12 protein-coding genes are annotated in these 21,846 nt (G+C 74.3%); 9 read left to right on the top strand and 3 right to left on the bottom strand.

The features are described 5' to 3' along the window. Window positions 1-6 precede the first annotated feature (6 nt). Complete coding sequence (locus AMK22_RS30320; protein WP_073790275.1) at window positions 7-1,506, top strand: SCO1417 family MocR-like transcription factor; 1,500 nt, start codon at window positions 7-9, stop codon at window positions 1,504-1,506. A gap of 115 nt (window positions 1,507-1,621) precedes the next feature. Here the strand turns inward: AMK22_RS30320 and AMK22_RS30315 are convergent, their stop codons facing one another. Then, on the bottom strand, window positions 1,622-3,286 hold the full coding sequence (locus AMK22_RS30315; protein ID WP_073790274.1) for a hypothetical protein: 1,665 nt from the start codon (window positions 3,284-3,286) through the stop codon (window positions 1,622-1,624). 43 nt (window positions 3,287-3,329) lie between these two features. Further along, window positions 3,330-3,524 (bottom strand): hypothetical protein, encoded by a 195-nt coding sequence (locus tag AMK22_RS30310; RefSeq protein WP_073790272.1) that lies wholly within the window; start codon window positions 3,522-3,524, stop codon window positions 3,330-3,332. Window positions 3,525-3,951: 427 nt separating this feature from the next. Between AMK22_RS30310 and AMK22_RS41880 the strand changes: the two genes are divergently transcribed. The 6 genes from AMK22_RS41880 to AMK22_RS30280 all read left to right on the top strand — a co-directional run bounded on the left by AMK22_RS41880 (window position 3,952) and on the right by AMK22_RS30280 (window position 17,491). Further along, a complete protein-coding gene (locus AMK22_RS41880; RefSeq protein WP_073790270.1) occupies window positions 3,952-4,344 on the top strand; it encodes an ankyrin repeat domain-containing protein in 393 nt (130 codons plus the stop codon). A gap of 218 nt (window positions 4,345-4,562) precedes the next feature. Continuing rightward, entirely contained in the window at window positions 4,563-5,981 is a 1,419-nt protein-coding gene (locus tag AMK22_RS30300) for a HEAT repeat domain-containing protein (protein ID WP_073790269.1), read from the top strand. 133 nt (window positions 5,982-6,114) lie between these two features. Then, window positions 6,115-9,810 carry a hydantoinase B/oxoprolinase family protein gene (locus AMK22_RS30295; protein WP_079186474.1) on the top strand — a complete coding sequence of 1,232 codons (3,696 nt, stop codon included), beginning with the start codon at window positions 6,115-6,117 and terminating at the stop codon, window positions 9,808-9,810. Between the two features lie 90 nt (window positions 9,811-9,900). Beyond that, on the top strand, window positions 9,901-11,427 hold the full coding sequence (locus tag AMK22_RS30290) for a hypothetical protein (protein WP_073790267.1): 1,527 nt from the start codon (window positions 9,901-9,903) through the stop codon (window positions 11,425-11,427). 262 nt (window positions 11,428-11,689) lie between these two features. Beyond that, a complete protein-coding gene (locus tag AMK22_RS30285) occupies window positions 11,690-12,616 on the top strand; it encodes a hypothetical protein (RefSeq protein ID WP_073790266.1) in 927 nt (308 codons plus the stop codon). Window positions 12,617-12,742: 126 nt separating this feature from the next. Further along, window positions 12,743-17,491 carry a hypothetical protein gene (locus AMK22_RS30280; RefSeq protein WP_073790264.1) on the top strand — a complete coding sequence of 1,583 codons (4,749 nt, stop codon included), beginning with the start codon at window positions 12,743-12,745 and terminating at the stop codon, window positions 17,489-17,491. Between the two features lie 93 nt (window positions 17,492-17,584). Here the strand turns inward: AMK22_RS30280 and AMK22_RS30275 are convergent, their stop codons facing one another. Next, window positions 17,585-18,067, bottom strand: a complete 483-nt coding sequence (locus AMK22_RS30275) for a hypothetical protein (RefSeq protein ID WP_073790263.1) — start codon at window positions 18,065-18,067, stop codon at window positions 17,585-17,587. A gap of 405 nt (window positions 18,068-18,472) precedes the next feature. On the opposite strand from AMK22_RS30275, the gene AMK22_RS30270 reads away from it, so the two are divergent. Beyond that, the gene (locus AMK22_RS30270; protein ID WP_242434189.1) at window positions 18,473-21,406 is read left to right on the top strand and encodes a sensor histidine kinase; all 2,934 of its coding nucleotides are present in this window, start codon (window positions 18,473-18,475) and stop codon (window positions 21,404-21,406) included. Beyond that, window positions 21,403-21,846, top strand: coding sequence for a roadblock/LC7 domain-containing protein (locus AMK22_RS30265; RefSeq protein WP_073790261.1), 444 nt, complete (start codon window positions 21,403-21,405; stop codon window positions 21,844-21,846). Before AMK22_RS30270 ends, AMK22_RS30265 begins: the two co-directional genes overlap by 4 nt.

Here is a 21,846-nt window from a genome sequence, read left to right as displayed (position 1 = left end):
ATTTCCATGGCGCAATGGACTTCGGCGGTCGGCGCGGCACAGCTCGCCCGGCAGCTCCAGGCCCAGCGCACCCGGCCCGCCGGGCCGGGTGCGCGCAAGCCGCCCGCTTACCGCGCGCTGGCCGACGGGGTGCGTCTGCTCGTGCTGGAGGGCCGGGTGCCGGTGGCCGCCCGGCTCCCCGCCGAACGCGAACTGGCGCTCGCCCTGTCCGTCAGCCGGACCACCGTCGCCGCCGCGTACGAGGCGCTGCGCACCGAGGGGTTCCTGGAATCCCGTCGCGGGGCCGGCAGCTGGACCGCCGTGCCGGCCGGCAACCCGCTGCCCGCCCGCGGTCTGGAACCGCTGCCCCCGGAGTCGCTCGGCTCGATGATCGATCTGGGCTGCGCCTCGCTGCCCGCCCCCGAGCCGTGGCTGACCCGCGCGGTCCAGGGCGCCCTGGAGGAGCTGCCGCCGTACGCCCACACCCACGGCGACTACCCGGCGGGCCTGCCCGCGCTGCGGCAGATGATCGCCGACCGCTACACCGGTCACGGCGTCCCGACCATGCCCGAGCAGATCATGGTCACCACCGGGGCGATGGGCGCGATCGACGCCATCTGCCATCTCTTCGCGGGGCGCGGGGAACGGATCGCGGTGGAGTCCCCGAGCTACGCCAACATCCTGCAACTGATGCGGGAGGCGGGTGCCCGGCTGGTACCGGTGGCGATGGAGGAGGGGCTCGGCGGCTGGGACATGAACCGCTGGCGGCAGGTGCTGCGCGAGGCGGCGCCGCGCCTCGCCTACGTCGTCGCCGACTTCCACAATCCCACCGGCGCGCTGGCCGACGAGGACCGGCGCCGCGCCCTGGTGGACGCGGCCCGCTCCGCCGGCACGGTCCTGGTCGTCGACGAGACCATGCACGAGCTGTACCTCGACCCGGGCGTACGGATGCCGCGCCGGGTGTGCGCCTTCGATCCGGCGGGCTCCACCGTGCTCACCGTCGGATCGGCGAGCAAGGCGTTCTGGGCCGGCATGCGCATCGGCTGGGTGCGCGCCGCACCGGACGTGATCCGCAGCCTGGTGGCCGCCCGTGCCTACGCGGACATGGGCACCCCCGTCCTGGAGCAGCTGGCCGTCAACTGGCTGATGCGCACGGGCGGCTGGGAGCAGGCGGTGGGGCTGCGGCGCGAACAGGCGCGGGAGAACCGGGACTCGCTCGTCGCCGCGGTCCGCCGGGAGCTGCCCGACTGGGAGTTCTCGGTGCCGGGCGGCGGGCTGACCCTGTGGGTGCGCACCGGAGGGCTCTCCGGCTCCCGGCTGGCGGTGGCCGGGGAAAGGGTCGGGGTGCGGGTGCCGTCCGGGCCCCGGTTCGGGGTCGACGGTGCCTTCGAGGGGTATGTGCGGCTGCCGTTCACGGTGTCGGGACCGGTCGCGGACGAGGCGGCGGTGCGGCTGGCGGCTGCGGCGCGCCTGGTGGGCTCGGGGGCGGCCGGGGAGGTCGAGACGCCGCGGACGTTCGTGGCCTGAGGGCCGGGGTGGCCCCGGGCGCCCGTCGTGCGCGGCGCGTCGGCGCCGGGGCAGGGGGCGGCCCCGGGCGGGCGGGCCCGTCGCCACCGCCCGTCGGTCCACGGGACGACGGCGCTCAGCCACGTGCCTTCGCGCCGTCGCCGGCCAGGGCGGCGGTCGGGCCGGATGGTGCCGCCGGGTCCGAAACGGCCGCTGCGACGGCCGGTGCCATGTCGATCGGGACGGCCGTGCCGGCGGGCTCCGCGACGTCGGCCGCCCCGGCGGGTTCGGCCGCCTCCCGCAGGGCGGGCAGCAGCCCGAGGACCGTCTGCCGCTGGCTCTCGCCGGTCGCCTCGTCGTACGGATCGGGCGTGGCCGGGACCTGGAGGCGCAGCACCGGGCCGGTGCCCAGGCGCGCGTACCCCCGGCCGGGCGGGACGTCCGGTGCCGGGGTGGTGTGCGGCTCCGCGCCCAGCACCGACGCGATCTGGTCGCGCGAGCAGCGGCCGAGCACGACGCGGGCCCGGGTGTGGGTCCGTACGGTCTCGCCGAGGCCGTCCAGGTCGTCGAGCTGGTCGGCCAGGACCACCGTGACGTTGGCCGCCCTGCCGTGCCGCAGCGGCAACTGGAGCAGGTCCCGGGGATCGGGCCGGCCGTCGGTGGCCGCCAGATGGCCGAGGACGCCCGGCCGGTCCAGCAGGATCCAGAGCGGACGCCGGACGTCGTCGGGCACGGGGTGGCCGGCCTGCCGGGCGCGGTTCGCGGTGATCAGCCGTCGCTCGGTCTCGTGGGCCGCCCACTCCAGGGTCGTCAGGGCGCCCGCCGGGCCGCACTCCACGGCCAGTACGCCGTCGCGTCCGGCCAGGCAGGCGTACTCGCCCGTCCCGTTGCCCTCGACGACCAGGACGTCGCCGTGCTGGAGCGCCTGGAGCGCGACGGAGCGCAGCAGGGTCGTGACGCCGCTGCCGGGCTGCCCGACGACGAGCAGGTGCGGTTCGGTGGAACGGGCGCCGGTCCGCCAGACGACCGGGGGCGCGTCCCTGGTGGTGTCCCCGTCGGTCACGGGGACCGTGCGCGGGACCGCGTCGCCGTCGGTGAACCCCAGCACCGTCTCGCCGGGCGCGGTGACGAAGCGCTGGGCGCCGATCGTGGTGGGCAGGGCGTCGAGCGCGCTCATCACGAGCTGGTTGCCCTCCTCGTCCCAGTCGAAGCGGTACTCGCGTCCGCGTCCCGACTTGGCGTGCAGCAGTTCCTCGATCCGGGCGCGGGCGGCGGCCTCGCCGTCGGTGAAGTAGGCGGGGTACGAGATGCGCAGCCGTGTCGGACGGCCGTCGCCGTCGAACGCGTGGTCCCCCAGGACCTTCTGCCAGTCGCCGCCGTGCGCGTAGAGGGGGGCGGGGTCGTCGGCCACGGAGAAGTACGGCACGAGCGCCTCGTACAGGGAACGCAGCCGTGCCGTCTCCGTCTCGTCCGGCCCGGTCCGCACGGGCGTCCGCTCCCGTCCCGCCCAGGCGGCGGCGCCCATCACCGAGACCAGGGCGATGACGGATCCGTACGGGAGGACCGCGAGCCCGAACACGCAGGCCGCGACGGTGAACAGCACGGGACCGCGCTTGTCCTTGGGCGTCGAGGCCCATCTGCGCCGGGCGGTGCCGGCCAGCAGCCGCAGACCACGGGTGACCGTGATCAGCGGCTGGAGGACGTCCGTGGCGTTGTCGGTGGCCGTGCGCGCGAACTCGCGGCCGCGGGTGAGCGAGACGCTGCCGCTGCTGAGGATGCGGGGAAGTGGTCGCCGGGCCACGTCGGTCTCCTGAGCCTGAGGGGGTGGAAGCGGTCGCGGAGGGTCAGAACTTGATCCCGCCCAGGAGGCTGGCGAGGCTCGCGCCCCCCGCGGTGATGCTCGGTGCGATGGCGGTGCCCGCCAGATAGAAGCCGAACAGGGCGGTGACGAGGGCGTGCGACGCCTTGAGGCCGTCCTTCCTGAAGAAGAGGAAGACGATGACGCCGAGAATGACGACGCCTGACATGGACAGGACCATGAGAGCTCTCCTGGTTCGGTGGGTCGGTCACCATGAGTCCTTCCAGATTCACCGGAAGTATCCATGTGATGAAAGTCGCATTCGGGTGAAAAGTCAGTATTTTCACCCGAATGGTCGGTCCGGGGCCATGGCCGGGGCGTCCGTGGCCGGGACCGCGGGGACGCGGTCACCGGGCATCGCGGGCACCCGCCCGCCGTCCGGGGCCCGGCGCCGCGCGCCGCCCGTCCGGGCGGGGTCGTGGGCGCGGGGGAGAGACCCGTGTGGCCCATGCGTTCCGGGGTATGTGCGGGGGCGGGATCACAGCCTCGTGCACGGGCCGGGCCATCCGCCCGCACGGGCAGTACTCTGTCGGTTCACTCGTGCGCCCCGGCTCACGCCACAGCAGGTCAACAGCGGTGCAAGCGGTTCATGGAAGGCGGTCCGAACGATGAGCGAAACCCCCGATCCCGAGGTGATCGAGCTGGCGACGAAGGTGTTCGACCTGGCCCGCCGGGGCGAGACCGACACCCTCGCCGCCTACGTCGACGCGGGTGTGCCCGCCGACCTCACCAACGACCGGGGCGATTCGCTGCTGATGCTCGCCGCCTACCACGGGCACGCCGCCGCGGTCACCGCCCTCGTCCGGCGCGGCGCCGACCCGGACCGGGCCAACGACCGCGGCCAGACGCCGCTCGCGGGAGCCGTCTTCAAGGGCGAGAACGAGGTGATCGAGGCGCTGCTCGCGGCAGGGGCCGATCCGGCCGCCGGGACTCCCTCCGCCGTGGACACCGCGCGCATGTTCGGCAAGTCCGACCTGCTGGAACTCTTCGGCACCCGCTGACGGGGTACGCCGTAAATGTGGTCGCGGTGGCGAAATGGCTGGGTCATCATGACGTCGCGGGCCCGCTCAGGGCCGACGACGAGAGGCAGAGGAAGATGCTCTACACCAAGCGGAAGACGGCGGTCGGACGATCATGTTGCTGCGCGGCGTAGTGCCCCATCAGGCACTTGGAACTGCACAGTCCCGGTTGCGTCGACAGCTTGATGTGAGGCCCTCCCATGTTTGATCCGTTCATAGCGCCGAGCGGCACTCTGCTCGGCCTGCTGCAGAGAGGCCGCGGCGACGGCACACTCCACGCGCTCGCCGCACCGCGCCCCGAGGCCCTGGCGGCTCTCAACCACTGCGTCCTGAGCGACCCCCGCCACGACTGGCAGGTGGAGAACCGCTCCCTGTACTACGCACGTCTGTACCTCGACCTCGACGGCGGCGTCGAGGAGATCGAGCGGCACCTGTGCGACCCCGAGGACCACCTCGACACCGACGACGCCCGCACCGGGCTGGCCCTCGCCGTGCTCGGCCACCTCGCGTCGTACGGACGCGACGACGCCCTGGGCCTGCTCCGGCGCTACGCCGCGACCGGCGCCAACTGGGCCTGGGCGCTCGACGAGCTCGCGCTGCGCGACGACGACGCGGGGCTCCGCGCCCTGGCCGAACCCGTGCTCGGCCGCTTCCCGGCCACCGAGGAGGGCGACGCCGAGCTGGCCGCCGCCGTGCGCGACGCCTTCGAGCCGCGTCCCTGGCGGCTGTGGGCCGACGACCCGCGCGACGAGATCGGTGCCAGAATCAGGGCCGCCTCGGAACAGGGCTCCTTCGACCGCTGGCAGCGGCAGCTGCGGCCCGGCGGACCACGCCCGGGCTGGAGCGTCCGCGCCGTCCTCGACTGGGCCCAGCAGGGATTCGAACGCGGCAGCTCACTGCACGTGCCGGCCGCCCGCTGCCTCACCGCCGTCGCCGGACCGGAGGACCGACCCACGATCCTCGACGCCGCGGGCGACGGCCCGGAGGCCGCCCGCTGCGCCGCCCTGCACTACCTGGCCGAGGCCGCCGATCCGGCCGCCCTCGACCTGATCGAACGCGCCGCCGACGACCCCTCGCGCACCGTCGCCGACGCGGCCGTCGCCGCCTTCGAGCGGATGTGCGGCGACGCGGCCGTGGAACGCGCCAGGCGCTGGGCCCGCCGACCGGACGCCCTGGGCGCGTCCGCGGCCGGAGTCCTCGCCTGCCGTGGCGCGGCGCAGGACGCCCCCCTGGTCCTCGGTGCGCTCCGGGAGGCGGTCCGGGGCGAGGGCCCGGACGCCCCGCGCCTGTGGACCCTCGTCGACGGCGTCGGCCGACTGGGCATCGCCTGCGCCGCACCCGTACTGCGCCACGTCTACCGCGAGACGTCCTCCTCGCACCTGCGCGGCCGGGCGGCCCGCGCCCTGGCCGCCACCGACCCCTCCTTCGCCACCGGATTCGCCGTCGAATGCCTGTGGGACTGCGAGGAGACCACCCGCGAACTCGCCGCGCTGCACGCCGAGACCGGCGACCTCAGAGTCGCCGAGCGGCTGCGCAGGCTCGCCGCGGACCCGGCCGAGGAGGACGAGGTGCAGACGGCGGTACGCAGCAGGATCGGCCCCGACGCCCCCACGGCCTGACCCGGACGGCCGCCACCGCCCGTACCGAGAACCCTCCGCACAGCGCGGGGCGGGTGCCTCGGTACGGGCGCCGCGCCGTACGGCCCGCCGCGCCGCCCTGTCCGCCGCCCGCGCCGCGCGCCAGTATGGGGGAATGACCGGACGCTGGGACTTCTGGATCGACCGTGGCGGAACGTTCACCGACGTCGTGGCCCGCGACCCCGACGGGCGCCTCGTCACCCGCAAACTGCTCTCCCACGACCCGGACCGCTACCGTGACGCCGCCGTGGCCGGAATCCGGGCCATCCTGGACCTGGGCCCCACCGACCCCGTCCCCGCCGACCGGGTCGGCACGGTCCGGATGGGCACCACGGTCGCCACCAACGCCCTGCTGGAGCGGCACGGCGAGCCGACCGTCCTGGTCATCACGCGCGGCTTCCGGGACGCCCTGCGCATCGCGTACCAGAACCGCCCCCGGCTCTTCGACCGCCGCATCCTGCTGCCCGAGGCCGTGTACGACCGGGTGATCGAGGTCCCCGAACGCATCGACGCCCGCGGCCGGGTCGTGACACCGCTGGACCGGGCCGCGGTGGCCGAGCGGCTGCGCGCCGCCCGCGCCGACGGACTGCGCAGCGCGGCCGTCGTCCTGATGCACGGCTACCGCCACCCCGAACACGAGAACGCCGTGGCCGCCGAGGCCCGCGCCGCGGGCTTCACCCAGGTCAGCTGCTCGCACGAGGTGAGCCCGCTGATCAAACTCGTACCGCGCGGCGACACCACCGTCGTCGACGCCTACCTCTCACCCGTGCTGCGCCGCTACGTCGACGGCATCGCCGCCGAACTCCCCGGCATCCGCCTGATGTTCATGCAGTCCAACGGCGGGCTGCGGGAGGCCTCCCACTTCCGGGGGAAGGACGCGGTGCTCTCCGGACCCGCCGGTGGCGTGGTCGGTATGGCCCGTACCTCCGAACAGGCCGGACACGAACGGGTCATCGGCTTCGACATGGGCGGCACCTCCACCGACGTGTCGCACTACGCCGGCGAGTTCGAACGCGAACTCGGCACCCGGGTCGCCGGAGTGCGCATGAGCGCCCCCATGATGAACATCCACACCGTCGCGGCCGGCGGCGGCTCGATCCTGCACTTCGACGGTCGGCGCCAACGCGTCGGCCCCGATTCGGCGGGCGCCGCCCCCGGCCCCGCCTGCTACCGGCGCGGCGGGCCGCTGACCGTCACCGACGCCAACGTGATGCTCGGCCGGATCCAGCCCGCGCACTTCCCGGCCGTCTTCGGACCCGACGGCGACCTCCCGCTCGACGCGGACCTCGTCCGCGGCCGCTTCGAAGCACTCGCCGCGGAGGTGGCGCACGCCACCTCGACGCGGCCCACGGCCGCCGAGGTCGCCGCCGGGTACCTGGAGATCGCCGTGCTCAGCATGGCGAACGCGGTCAAGAAGATCTCCGTGGAGCGCGGCCACGACATCACCCGCTACGCCCTGACCGGGTTCGGCGGCGCCGGGGGCCAGCACGTCTGCGCCGTCGCCGACGCCCTGGGCGTCGACACGGTCCTCGTACCGCCGCTGGCCGGGGTGCTGTCGGCGTACGGCATCGGCCTCGCCGACGCCACCGCGATGCGCGAACAGTCCGTCGAGGCGGAACTCGACGAGGGGACCCGCACCGAGGCCGGCGCGCTCTGCGACGCCCTCGCCCGGCGCACCCGCGCCGAACTGCGCGCCGACGGCATCCCCGGCGACGCGATCGGCACCCGCGCCCGGGTGCTCCTGCGCTACGCCGGCACGGACGCGAGCCTGCCCGTCGATCTGGACGACGTCCCCGCCATGACCGGGGCGTTCACCGCCCGGCACCGCGCACGCTACGGGTTCACCATGGACAAGCCCCTCGTCGTCGAGGCGGTGTCGGTCGAGGCGACCGGAGCGTCGGGCCGGCACCGCCCCCGCCCGGCCGGACGCGCCGCCCGCCCGGGGGAGCCACCGCAGCCGTACGACACCGTGCGGATGTTCGCCGAGGGCCGGTGGCAGGACACCCCGCTCCACCGGCGCGAGGACCTGCGCACCGGCGACACCGTCACCGGCCCCGCCGTCGTCGCCGAGGCGGACGCCACCACCGTCGTCGACCCCGGCTGGCGAGCCGTCCTCGCCGGTACCGGCCATCTGCTGCTGACCCGGGCACGCCCGCGCCCGGACCGCACGGCCGTCGGGACCCGCGTCGACCCCGTGATGCTGGAGATCTTCAACAACCTCTTCATGTCCATCGCCGAACAGATGGGCGTGCGCCTGGAGAACACCGCCCACTCCGTCAACATCAAGGAACGGCTCGACTTCTCCTGCGCGCTCTTCGACGCGGACGGCGACCTGATCGCCAACGCCCCGCACATCCCCGTCCACCTCGGCTCCATGGGGGAGTCCATCAAGGAGGTGCTGCGCCGCAACACGGACACGATGCGGCCCGGTGACGTGTACGCCATCAACGACCCGTACCACGGCGGCACGCACCTGCCCGACGTGACCGTGGTGACGCCCGTGTTCGACGAGACCGGGACCGACGGCCCCGAACTCCGCTTCCTGGTCGCCTCGCGCGGCCACCACGCCGAGATCGGCGGCATCACCCCCGGCTCCATGCCCGCCTTCAGCCGCACGGTCGACGAGGAGGGCGTGCTGTTCGACAACTGGCTGCTGGTGCGCGACGGCCGGTTCCGCGAGACGCAGACGCGCGAACTGCTCACCACCGCCGCCCACCCCTCCCGAGACCCGGACACCAACCTCGCCGACCTCCGCGCCCAGATCGCCGCGAACGAGAAGGGCATCGCGGAACTGCGGCGCATGGTCGACCGGTTCGGGCCCGAGACCGTCGCCGCGTACATGCGGCACGTGAAGGACAACGCCGAGGAGTCCGTCCGCCGGATCATCGCCGGACTGCGCGACGGCCACTACCGGTACGAGACCGACAACGGGGCGGTCATCGAGGTCGCCCTCACCGTGGACCGGACCGCCCGCAGCGCCGTCGTCGACTTCACCGGCACCTCGCCCCAGCAGCCGGGGAACTTCAACGCCCCGAGATCCGTGGTCATGGCCGCGGTCCTGTACGTCTTCAGGACCCTGGTCGCCGACGACATCCCGCTCAACAGCGGCTGCCTCGAACCCCTGGAGGTCAGGATCCCGGAGGGGTCCATGCTGGCCCCCGTCCACCCGGCGGCCACCGTCGCGGGGAACGTGGAGACCTCCCAGGCCGTCACCGGCGCCCTGTACGCCGCCCTCGGCGTCCAGGCCGAGGGCTCGGGCACCATGAACAACCTCACCTTCGGCAACGAACGCGTGCAGTACTACGAGACCGTGGCCAGCGGCTCCGGAGCCGGTGAGGACTTCGACGGCGCCGACGCCGTCCAGACCCACATGACCAACTCACGCCTCACCGACCCCGAGATCCTCGAATGGCGCTACCCCGTGCTGCTGGAGGACTTCCGGGTGCGGGACGGCAGCGGGGGCCGAGGACGCCGGCACGGCGGCAACGGCGTGGAACGGCGCATCCGCTTCCTCGAACCCGTCACCGTGGCCCTGCTGTCGGGGCACCGCAGGGTCCCGCCGTACGGCATGGCCGGCGGGGAACCGGGCGCCCTGGGCGAACAGCACGTCGAGCGCGCGGACGGCCGGACGGTCACCCCGCTGCGCGGCTGCGACACGGCGGAGCTGGAAAGCGGGGACGTCCTGGTGATCCGTACGCCGGGCGGCGGCGGGTACGGCACGCCGCAACCGCGACCCGGCGCTCCTGCGGGCCGCACCCGCCCCGAGGACCGCGACCGGCGCGGCGACGGACCGTCCCGGGACCGGCCCTGACACCGCCGACGACCGCCGCGCGGGAGCGGGAGACGGGGCGCGTCTGCGTCGTTTCGACCGTTGTCAGTGCGAGGACCTAATCTGTGCACCGTGACTTCGCCTGCCAACACGGACAACGCCGCGTCCCGGCCCGGCGCGGGGCCGCGGCCCGCCCCGGGTCCGGCCGCCGACGAGGGGCTCGCGCGGCGGCTGCGCGCACTCGCCTGCACGGCGCCGCTGCACGACCTGGACGCGCGCAAGGCGAACCTGGCCGGCGAGTACACGGTCTACGCGATGGCGGAGATCGCGCTCGCCGCGATCGACCTCGTCACCCTCAACATGGACTTCGACACGGGCGCCGACCACGACCAGATAGTGGCCAGGCTGCTTCCCCGCGTCGCCGCCCAGGCCCCCGACCGCCCGGCCGCCGAGCACGAGCGGGTCGCCCGCTGGGTGCTGGAGAACCTGATCAACGTCGGCAGCGTCGACCGTGGATTCCGCGCCGTGTACGGCACGTTCGGGGCCGACGGCCTGTACGTCCGCCGCGACTACGACTTCAAACTCGTCGAGGAGGTTCCCGGGCACGGCGGCATCGTCTACCTCCGCACCACGGACGAAGCGGTCAACGTCCTGGTCGGAGCCCTCGACACGGACGTCACCAGCGCCCAGATCGCCGCCGAGGTGAAGCTGGAGGTCCTCATCAGCCGGGGCCGTCTCGCCGACGCACAGCTCGCCGCCGAACAGGCCCGCTACCGCACCGTGCAGTACGCGGAGACCCTCCGCAAGACGCTGGAGGCGACCCGGCGCAACGTCCGCGCGGTCGACTGGCTCAACGCCGTCCCCGACATGATCGCCGAGGCGCTCGACCACGTCGCCGACCGCTACCGCCACGAGAACGCGATCCTCACCAACATCCGCCGCGCGCGCGACGAGGCCGAGGACCCCGAGCACAAGCGCCGCGCGGCCGAACTCGTCGACATAGTCAAGGACTGCATCCGCCGTCACACTCAGCTCCAGTCCCGCCTCCTGGAGGCCGGGCCGCTGTTCCGCGCCGAGCAGGACCGGCAGGCCTTCGCCACACCCGCCGCCCGCACCGGCCTCGACCTGTACGGTCAGCTGGTCGCGCCGCTGCTGCCGCTCCCCGTCGAACAGGCCATCGGGGTCACGGACGCGTTCTTCGCCCACGGCACCGGGCTGCGCACACCCGTGGCGGTCCGGGTGGACGACCTCGTCGGGATGCTGCTCACCCCGCCCCAGGAGCGGGAGCACCTGGGCGCCGAGATGCCGGAACCCGATCTGATCGCCACTCCGGACGACAGCAGGTTCAGCGAGGAACAGCTCGCGAGCGCCATGGAACTGCTCGACCTGGAGCACGAGGCGCCGCGCCGGCTGTCCGGTCTCCTCGCGGAGGCCCGGCGCCGCGACCCCGATCTGCCCTACCTGGTCGCCCTGCTCGCGGTGCACGCCGCGAGCCCGCCCGTCGGCACCGCCTACCGGCAGGGCGAGGAACGCCTGTTGTTCTCCGTCGACGACGGCACACCCCTGGACGACCAGGAGTTCGGCGGCGCGGACCTGATAGTGGGAACGGCCCTCCTCGACGCGGCCGGAATGGCCGCGGAGCGCTCGGAGGCGTCATGACCGGCGCCCCCTGCGCACCGGTGGGGACGGCGACGGCCCACCCCGGGCGCACCCGCCGCGGACCCCGCCGCCCCGACGCCGCCCGGCCCCGGGGAGAGGCGTACGCCCCGGCCGTGCACCCCGCACCGGACGCGACACGCCCGTCGGCCGGACGGGATCCGGGCGCACGGACCGCACCACCCGGGGCGGACGCCGCGATTCCACGTACCGCCCGACCCGTAACGAAGAGTCACCAGAGTCACCGCAACGAGGAGCGACCGTCGTGAGCGACCACCACGCACAGCACGCCGACGCGTGGACCGAGCCGACCGCCGCGTACGCCGCCGAGAGCACGGCCACGGCCCCACCGGCCGCCCCCGCGCCCGTCTCCCTCACCCCGGCCGACGCGGCCGACGCGGCCCGGCTCGTCGCCTTCGGCCTCCAGCCCAAGCTGCTGCCCGCCCGCGACCTCGCCTACGCCGACCTCCTGCGCCGCTACCGGGAGGAGCCCGGCTTCGCCCGCCTCGCCGACGCCGTCGCGACCGGCCTCGGCCTCGTCGTGCTGGAGGTGTCCCCGCGCGCCGGAATGGCCGTCACCGCCGGTGAGGACTCCGTCTTCGCCGTCCGCATGGGCGACTACGCCCGCCGCGCCTCGTCCGACTCCGCCGACCGCTTCCTGCACGGGCTCGCCCACCTCGCCGTCGCGGCGATGGCCTTCCCCCGTCCCGAGGACCTCGCCGACGACGCGTACATCGGCCGGATCACCGTCAACGGCGTCGACGCGTTCGTCCGCCAGGCATGCCGCCGCCTGGAGGAACGCGCCGAGGAGCACGGCGACAACACCGACCCGGCCACCGACGCCCCCGGACTGGAGGCGGCCTGGCGGATCTACGCCCGACGCAGCGCCACCGGAGCCACCAAGGACTCCCGGAGACTGGCCGGCTCCACGACCGGCATCGTCGGCAAGGCGGTCGCCTTTCTCACCGATTCCGGATTCCTCCAGCGCACGGGCGACGACGCCGGAGGCGCCTTCCGCACCACCGCCCGCTACCAGCTCCAGGTCCGCGACATGGCCGGCGGCGCCGCCATGGCCGAGCTCCTGGAACTCGGTGTCGTACCGGTCACCGACGGAACGGCGACGCTGCTGCCGCCGCCCGAGGGGGACGACCTGGAGCTGGCCGCCGACGCCGGACTGCCCTTCCACGCCTGACCGGCACACGCCGCCACCGGCACGCACCGTCGGTCCTGCCGCCGCCGGACGCCCCCACCCGTTCCCCGAAACCCCGTTTTCTCCCGATATCCCCTCCCGCTCCCTGAACGACGAGAGTCCGCCGAAATGTACGAGCTGTCCCGGGTCCGCCTCTACTCCATCGGGCCGGCCGGCGCGCGCTACGCCGACACCGTGCTCGACCTGCGCGGAGTGGGCGATCCCGTGCCCGATCCCGCCCCGGCCCAGGCGGAGTTCTTCGAGGAGGAGCCGGTCGGCCCGCCGCGCCGACCCGCCCCCGCCGGGGTGCTGTTCCTGGAGAACGGCGGCGGCAAGTCGGTGCTGCTGAAGCTGATCTTCTCGGTGATGCTGCCCGGCCACCGCAACACCCTCGGCGGCGCCAGCTCCGGCGTACTGCGCAAGTTCCTGCTCGCCGACGACTGTGGCCATGTCGCCCTCGAATGGCAGCACACTCTCACCGGCGCATGCGTGGTGGTCGGCAAGGTCAGCGAGTGGCGCGGGCGCCAGGTCTCCAACGACCCGCGGAAGTTCGCCGAGGCCTGGTACTCCTTCCGCCCCGGGCCCGGCCTCAGCCTGGACTCCCTGCCGGTCGCCGAGTCCACCACCGTGCACCGCCCCGCCGAGGGCGCCTCCGGCGCGAAGGGCCGACGGCGCACGATGAAGGGCTTCCGCGACGCCCTGACGGAGGCGGGCAAGTTCTACCAGCACCTCGACGTGCACTGGGAGGAGATCCACGACCGCTGGAACGAACACCTCGGGGACCTCGGCCTGGACCCCGAACTCTTCCGCTACCAGCGCGAGATGAACGCCGACGAGGGCGAGGCGGCAGGACTCTTCGCCGTCAAGAAGGACTCCGACTTCACCGACCTGCTGCTGCGGGCCGTCACCGACACCCGGGACACGGACGGCCTCGCCGACCTGGTGAGCGGCTTCGGTAACAAGCTCGGCCGCCGGGCCGAGCTGACCGCCGAACGCGATTTCACGGCGGGCTCGGTCGATCTGCTCGGACGGATCGTGGAGGCCACCGAGTCCCGCGCCCGCGCCCGCGACATCCATGCGGGTGCCGAACGCCGCACCCGCACGCTCGCCCGCAGGCTCTCCGCCCGCGCCGGAGAGGAACGCGGCCGCGCCGCCGAACTGGCCCAGCAGGTGACCTCCGCCGCCCACACCGTCACCACCGCCGAGGAGGCCCGCGGCCGCGGCGCCCTCATCGCCGCCGAACTGGCCTACCGGCACGCCTCCCTGGCGCTGACCGCGGCGGAGAAGGGCGCGGCCGCCCAGCGCCGCGAACTCGGTGACGCCCGCACCCTGCACTCCGCCTGGCAGGCCGCCGAGGCCGTCCTGCGCCACCGCGCGGCCGCCGACCGCTCCACCCGCGTCGCCGTGGCCATCCGTGAGGCCGAGCGGGACGCCGCTCCGGCGCTCGCCGCCCGCGCCCGGGCCGCCGCCGATCTCGTACGGGCCCTGCACACCGCGGCCGGGGCGGGCGAGTCGCTGGCCAACGAGGAGGAGGCCCGCTCGGACGCCCTCCAGGCCGCGAGCGAGACCGCCCACCGCGACGCCACCATCGCCGCGACCGAGGCCCAGCGGGCCCGCAGCGAATCCGGACATCTGCGCCAGCGCCTCGCCGAGGTCGAGCAGGAGACGGCCGAGGCGGTACGCGCGGGCTGGCTCGACGACACAGCGCCGGACGCCGACCCCGCGCGCGCCGCCCTCGCCGCCAGCGACGCCGAGAAGTCGGCCGTCGCCGCCTGGGACACGGCCAGGGAAGCCGCCCGCTCGGCGTCCGAACGGGCCAGGGAGGCCGCAGCGGCCGAGAGCCGCGCCGAACTGGCCGCGGCGCGCGCCGCCGACGCCGCGCGCGCCGCGGAACAGTCCTACGAGGCCGAGCACGGGGCCGCCGGGTCGATCGCCGCGTCCCCCCGCCTGGCGGAACTGCTGGGCCTGCCCGCCGTGCGGGACACCGGCGTCCCCGGCCCCCGGCAGGACACGGACGGAGGCGTGCCGGACAACGGCCGAGCGGGCCCGGCGGACCGCCCGGCCCGCGGACCGCACGGTACCGACCGGTCCGCCGATCACGAACAGCCCCTCACCGTCGAGGAGTTCGACCGCAGCGCCGACCAGTTGCGGCAACTGCTCGACCAGTCCATCGCCTCCGCCGAGCGCCGCCTCTTCGACCTGCGCACCGCCGCCGCCGACGACGCCCGGATCCTCGGCGCGCTCGGCGACGGCGGACTGCTGCCGCCCGGCCCCGACGTCCTGGCCACCGTCGAGTACCTCGGTGAGCACGGCATCCCGGCCCTGCCCGGCTGGCGCTACCTCGCCCAGGCCGTCGACCCCGCCGACCACGCGTCCGTGCTCGCCGCCCGGCCCGAACTCGTCGACGGCGTCGTCATCACCGACCCCGACTCGCACGCCCGCGCCCGCGAGGCCCTGAGCGCCGCCGCCCTGCTGCCTCGCTCCGCCGTCGCCGTGGGCACCGCCGCCGCGCTGCTCGCCCCGGTCCCCGCGCCCGGCTCGACCGCGGACACGGAAGGCGTGTTCCTCGTCCCGCCGAACCCGGCGATGCACGACGAACACGCGGCCGACGAGGAACGGCAGGCCCTCAAGGCCAGGGCCGCCGCCCGGGACGAGGACATCCGCTCGCTCGCCGCCCGTCTCGCCGCCGACCGCTCCCTCGCCGCCCGCATCGGCTCCTGGCGCGCCGACTGCCCGCCCGGCATGCTCGCCGAGCTCGCCGAGGCCGCGGAGACCGCCCGCACCGCCGCCGAGACCGCGGAGGCCGGGCTCGCCGAGGCCCGCACCGTGCGCGCCGAGGCCGACGAGGCCGCCGCGGACACCGCCCGCGTGCGCGACGAACGCCAGGAGGCCGCCCAGCGCGCCCGCCGCGCCGCCGACGCCCTCGCGGGACTCGCGCACCGGCTCCGCGAACGCGCCGCCTGGCAGGCGAAGCTGCGCGAGCTCACCGACGAGGCAGCGGAGTCGGAGGCCCGCGCCACGGTCTGCCTGGAACGGGCCCGCGCCGCCGACGAGGATCGCAGGGCCGCCCAGCGCGCCGCCGACGACGCCCGGCGCACGGCCCGCGCGCTGCGTGCCGAACGCGCCGAGATCGCGGGCGCCCCCGAGCACCTCCCGGAACCGGAGGACGACGCCCCGCGTCCCGCCCTGCCCGCGCTGCGTGAGGCGTACCGGGCCGCGTCGCAGCTGTACGAGAAGGTGGGCGTCGGGGCCGACCTGCGCGCCGAACAGGCCCGCGCGGAGGGCGACGAGAGCGCCGCCCTCGCCGAGCTCGACCGGCTCACCAACAAGGTCCGCACCCGGGCCGCCCAGCTCCTCGAAGGCACCGACGGCGCCGACGGCCCGTCCCGGCAGGCGGCCGCCGCCCGCGCCGAATCCCTGGTCCAGACCCTGGAGACCCGGGCCTCCGCCGCGAGCGAGCAGCTCGGCCGGCTGCGTGGCGAGGCCGAGCGCCTGGCCCCGGCCGACGGCGAGCCCCACCACACCGAACTCTCCCCCGAACTGGTCCCCACCGACGCCGATCAGGCTCAGATCCTCCTGCGCATCGCCACGGCCGAACTGGCGTCAGCCACCGCGACCCTGGACACCGCCCGCGCCGCCCACGCCGAACTGCTGCACGCACATCGCATCGCCGAGGAGTCGGCGGGGGGCTTCGACGAGACCGCGGCACTCCTGCGCGACCTGCTGCGGGACCACGGCGCGGAGGACGACCCGGAGGCCCCCGAGCCGTACCCCGGCGGCCTCGACGAGGCACGGCGGTCGGCCACCGAGGCGCGGCGATCGCTGCGCGGCTGCGCCGCCGACCTGTCGGCCGCCGAGAGCGCGGTCCGGGAGGCGAGCGACGTCCTCGTCCGGCACGCCAACTCCACCCGGTACGAGCAGGTCCGCACCCCTGCCCGTCAGCAGATCCGGGAGCTGCCGGCCGCGGCGCTGCCCGAGCACGCGGAGAAGTGGGCCGCCGCCTTCGCCCCGAGGCTCCGTGTCCTCACCGACGAGCTGACCCAACTGGAGCGCAACCGCGACTCCATCGTGGACCGGCTGCGCGGACTCGTGGAGTCCTCGCTGACCACGCTCCGTTCCGCCCAGCGCCTCTCCCGGCTCCCCGAGGGGCTGGGGGAGTGGTCGGGCCAGGAGTTCCTCCGGATCCGTTTCGAGGAACCCGACCAGGCGACCCTCACCGTACGGCTCGGCGAGGTCGTCGACGAGGCCACCCGCGCCGCGCTCAGGAAGAACTCCGACCTGCGCAGGGACGGCATGTCCCTCCTGCTGCGCGGTGTGCAGGCGGCGCTGGAGCCCAGGGGCGTCGCCGTGGAGATCCTCAAGCCGGACGCGGTGCTGCGGGCCGAACGGGTCCCGGTCGGACAGATGGGCGACGTGTTCTCCGGCGGGCAGCTGCTCACCGCCGCCATCGCGCTGTACTGCACGATGGCCGCCCTGCGCAGCAACGACCGGGGCCAGGACCGGATCCAGCACCGGCACGCCGGCACGCTGTTCCTGGACAATCCCATCGGCCGTGCCAACGCCACGTATCTGCTGGAGCTCCAGCGTGCGGTGTCCGACGCGCTCGGTGTGCAGCTGCTCTACACCACCGGGTTGTTCGACACCACGGCGCTCGCCGAGTTCCCGCTGGTCATCCGGTTGCGCAATGACGCGGACCTGCGGGCGGGGCTGAAGTACATCAGCGTGGAGGAGCACCTGCGCCCGGGGCTGCCGCAGCAGGACCCGAACGGGGAGACGGTGCACGGCGAGATCACCGCCACCCGCATGTTCAAGCGCAGCACCGCCACGACACCGGCCGACACCGCCCGGACCGCGGCCTCGGCCCCGTCCGGCGCGTAGACGCCAGGCGCCTTGGTCCACGGGGCCGTCCGGTCCGCAGGGCCGTACGACCCCGCGGACGGGACGGCCCGGAAGATCGGACGGACGGGACGGTCAGGCCTGCGAGAGGTCGCCCGTGCCCCGGCGGCGTATGCGCGCCTCCTCCCGCCGGGCGGCCCGTGCGGCCCGGCGCGCGCCGCGGCGCTCACGGCGCAGCTGCCGTGCCGAACTGCTCGGCGCGGACACCACGCCGTGGCGCTGGTTCCAGACCTGTCGGGTGACCCAGACGTCCAGCACCGCCCAGGTCGCGACCACCGTGCTGGCCACACTGCTCAGCACCATCGGGAAGGCCAGCCAGGACTCCGCCAGCGTGCACAGGAAGGCCACCACGGCCTGGATGATCGTCAACGACATGATGAGCACGGCACGCACGGCGGCCGTGCGGACGGGGTCCGGCATCCGCCAACGGGTGGCCGGCTCCTCCACCCAGAGCTGCCGGCGTCGCTGACGCGGGATCGGCGCGCCGGGGGCGGCTGCCGAGGCCGTTCTCGCGGCCGGGGCCGACGGCCCCCGGCCCCGGCGTTCTTCCGTATCCAAGAACTCTCAACTCCCCACCGATGTCCGACTTCAGGGTTTCTGCCCGGGATGTACTGTCTCTACGCGCGGGTGGAACGGACCGTCCTGTCCCGAGTGCTCCCGTTGTTTCCCCTGCCCCGTACAGGGAGACGAGTGACAGGGTGGGAAAATTCCCCCGATCCGTCATCGAGCGAAGATTTCCAGCCAACTGCCCTCCCCGACAGTGTGATGCCCCGACGGGACCCTTCTGCCGCATTCGCGAAATTCACGGTCCGGAATACCGGGAGAACTTGTGATCAACGCCGGGGTCGCGGCTGAAAAACATCCCAGACATCCCTTCGAGTTGCCTCCCCGTCGGTAGTAGGCTCGCGCCGTTTGTTGACGGAACACGACCCCTCGCCCCGTGGGGTCGGGCTGGGGGAGGCCGTGCGCTTTCGCGGGAAGTCCATCCGCAGGAAGATCGTGGCACTGCTACTGGTGCCCCTCCTCTCCCTCACCGGACTCTGGGGTTTCGCCACGTTTCTGACAGGGCGTGAAGCCGGCCATCTCATGCGCGCGAGCACCGTCGTGGAAAGGGTCGGCCATCCTCTGGAGGACACCGTCCGCGCCCTCCAGGAAGAGCGCCGTCAGACGCTCGTCCTCCTCGCCGACCCCAGAACCTCCGACGGTCCGACCCTGCTGCGGCACCAACGGGAGGCCACCGACCGCGCCCTGACGGAGGTCAGGGCCGGCGCGGGACGCGAGGACGTCCGTGACGCGCTGCGGGCGGACGACGAGACCCGGCTGAACTCCCTCCTCGGGACGGTCGAGGGTCTCGGCGCGCTCCGCGAATCGGTCGACCGGCGCACCATCGACCGTTCGAAGGCGATGGAGTTCTACGGGCGACTCGTCGATCCCTGCCACCGCTTTCTGACCGGTCTTCGCACGATGGAGAACGTGTCGATGGACAAGCAGGTCCGCGCGCTCGTCGGAATCTCACGGGCTCGCGAAATGCTCTCCCGCGAGGACGCGCTGGTCGCCTCGTCGCTCATCGCCGGGCGGATCACCGCCACCGAACTGCGCCAGGTCTCCGATCTCGTCGCCAACCGCGGACTGCTCTACGAGATCAACGGCGAGATGCTCCCGTCGGCGGAGCGCCAGCGGGTGGTGCGGTACTGGTCGAGCCCGGACAGCGAAGCGCTGAGAACCGCCGAGAAGGCACTCCTGGACGCCGGTCCGACCGACGAACCGCGCGTGGTCGACGCCGAGCGCTGGCAGGAGGTGGCCACACCGGTCCTGGACCGACTGGCCGCAGACTCCACCGAGATGAACGACCGCTTCCAGGACCGGGGCAAGCCCGCGGGCTACAGCGTCCTGATCAAGGCCGGGGTGGCCGGCGTCCTGGGCTTCCTGGCCCTGCTGGCCTCGGTGTTCGTCTCCGTGCGCATCGGCCGCGAGCTCATCCGCGACCTCTCCCGGCTGCGCAAGGACGCCCACGAGGTCTCCGGAATCCGGCTGCCGAGCGTGATGCGCCGGCTCGCGTCCGGCGAACAGATCGACGTCGAGACCGAGGCACCGCATCTCCAGTACGAGCGGGACGAGATCGGCCAGGTCGGGCAGGCGCTCAACACCCTGCAACGCGCCGCCGTCGAAGCCGCCGTCAAGCAGGCGGACATGCGGCGCGGCGTGTCCGAGGTCTTCGTCAACCTCGCCCGCCGCAACCAGGTGCTGCTGCATCGGCAGCTCACGCTTCTGGACGCCATGGAACGCCGCACCGAGGACACCGACGAACTCGCGGACCTGTTCCGCCTCGACCACCTGACCACGCGCATGCGCCGCCATGCCGAGGGCCTGGTGATCCTCTCCGGTGCCGCCCCGTCCCGCCAGTGGCGCAAACCGATCCAGCTGATGGACGTGGTACGGGCGGCGGTCGCCGAGGTCGAGGACTACGAACGGATCGAGGTCCGCCGACTGCCCCGCATCGGTGTGAGCGGCCCCGCCGTGGCCGACCTCACCCACCTGATCGCCGAACTCCTGGAGAACGCCACCGTGTTCTCGCCCCCGCACACCGCGGTCCAGGTACTGGGGGAACGCGTCTCCAACGGCTTCACGCTCGAGATCCACGACCGCGGCCTCGGCATGGCCCCCGACGCCCTCCTCGACGCGAACCTGCGGCTCGCCGAGACCCCCGAGTTCGAGCTGTCCGACACCGACCGGCTCGGCCTCTTCGTGGTCAGCCGCCTCGCCCAGCGGCAGAACGTCCGTGTCTCGCTGCAGACCTCCCCGTACGGAGGCACGACCGCGGTCGTCTTCATCCCGGGGGCGCTGCTCACCGACGCACCCGAGACGCACGGCACCGGCTTCCGTCTCGACCGGCGCTCGGAGAAGACGGCCACGGGCACGCGTACGTCCGGCCGCCAGGGGCCGGGCGGCGGCAAGGACAGGTCGGACGGGGCGCCGGACCGCCGGGCCACCGGAAGGTCCCCGGGACTCGTACCCGTACCCGCGGGCATCGCGGACCCGGTCCTGATGGACGGGCCGGTCGAGCTCGAGGGCCCGGTGGAGACGGCGGACCTGGCGAACGACCCCCTTCTCGATCCGGTGCTGAGCGGAGCGGCCGACCTCGACGACGCCGACAGCGAGCGCGGCGGCATCTTCCGCGCCCGTGACCTCGGGCGCGACCGCGAACCGCACCGGCAGGCGTCCGGACGGCCCGGCGACGCCGCGGGCGCCGGGCGGGCGGGGCGCCCCGGCGGACCGGTGCCGCTGCCCCGCCGCAAACCGCCGACCCTGGTCGCCGACAACGGGCGCCGGGTCGACGAGGCGGGGCGCGCCCACCCCGTCACCGCCGAGCACGGCCCCTCGCCCCGCCGGGGCGGGGACCGCGGCCCGGTCACCGACGAACCGGTCGCCGGGGTACCGGGCATCAGGAGCCCGGGTACCGACGGCGCGACCAGGTCGGCCGCCGCCGGACCGTGGCGCTCCGAGGCCGGGGCCGACGATTCCGCCGCGCCGCACGACACCACCGGACCCCGGGAGCCCGCGGGCCCCCGGAAATCCGCCGGGTCCGCCCCGGCCGCAGCGGCCGGGGGCGAGGGCGCGACGGCCTCTCGACCGCCCCGCGAGACGGTGGGCGGTCTGCCCCGCCGCATCCGACAGGCGAGCCTCGCCCCGCAACTGCGCGAGGTGACCGGCGGCCGCGACGCCGAACCGGCCCGGACGGGACCGGCACGGGACTTCGAACGCGACGCGGACGAGGTACGCGACCGCATGGCGTCGCTCCAACGCGGCTGGCAGCGCGGCCGCAGGCAGAACGCCGAGGACATGACCGGTCCCGGTGACACAGCACAAGGAACCACTTCCGAAGGGGACGGTCGATGACCGCACCGAACGCCGTAGCAACCACCACCGAGCGCCGGGGCTCCGGCCGGCTCAACTGGCTCCTGGACGAACTCGTCGGACGCGTCGCCAGCATCCGCAAGGCACTGGTGCTCTCCAGCGACGGCCTCGCCACCGGCACGTCCGAGGAACTCACCCGCGAGGACAGCGAACACCTGGCGGCCGTCGCCTCCGGTTTCCACAGCCTCGCCAAGGGCGTCGGACGCCACTTCGACGCCGGCGGGGTCCGCCAGACCGTCGTCGAACTCGACGAGGCGTTCCTCTTCGTCACGGCGGCGGGCGACGGCAGCTGCCTCGCCGTGCTCGCCGACGCCGACTCCGATGTCGGCCTGGTGGCGTACGAGATGACGCTGATGGTCAAGCGCGTCGGCGCCCACCTGGCCAACGCGCCCCGGACGACCGGTCAGACCGCCGGGGGGTGA

The sequence above is a fragment of the Streptomyces sp. CB01580 genome, assembly GCF_001905795.1.
Lineage (GTDB): Bacteria > Actinomycetota > Actinomycetes > Streptomycetales > Streptomycetaceae > Streptomyces.
The sequence above is the reverse complement of the archived record's forward strand: the minus strand, read 5'-3'. Positions and strand labels throughout refer to the sequence as shown.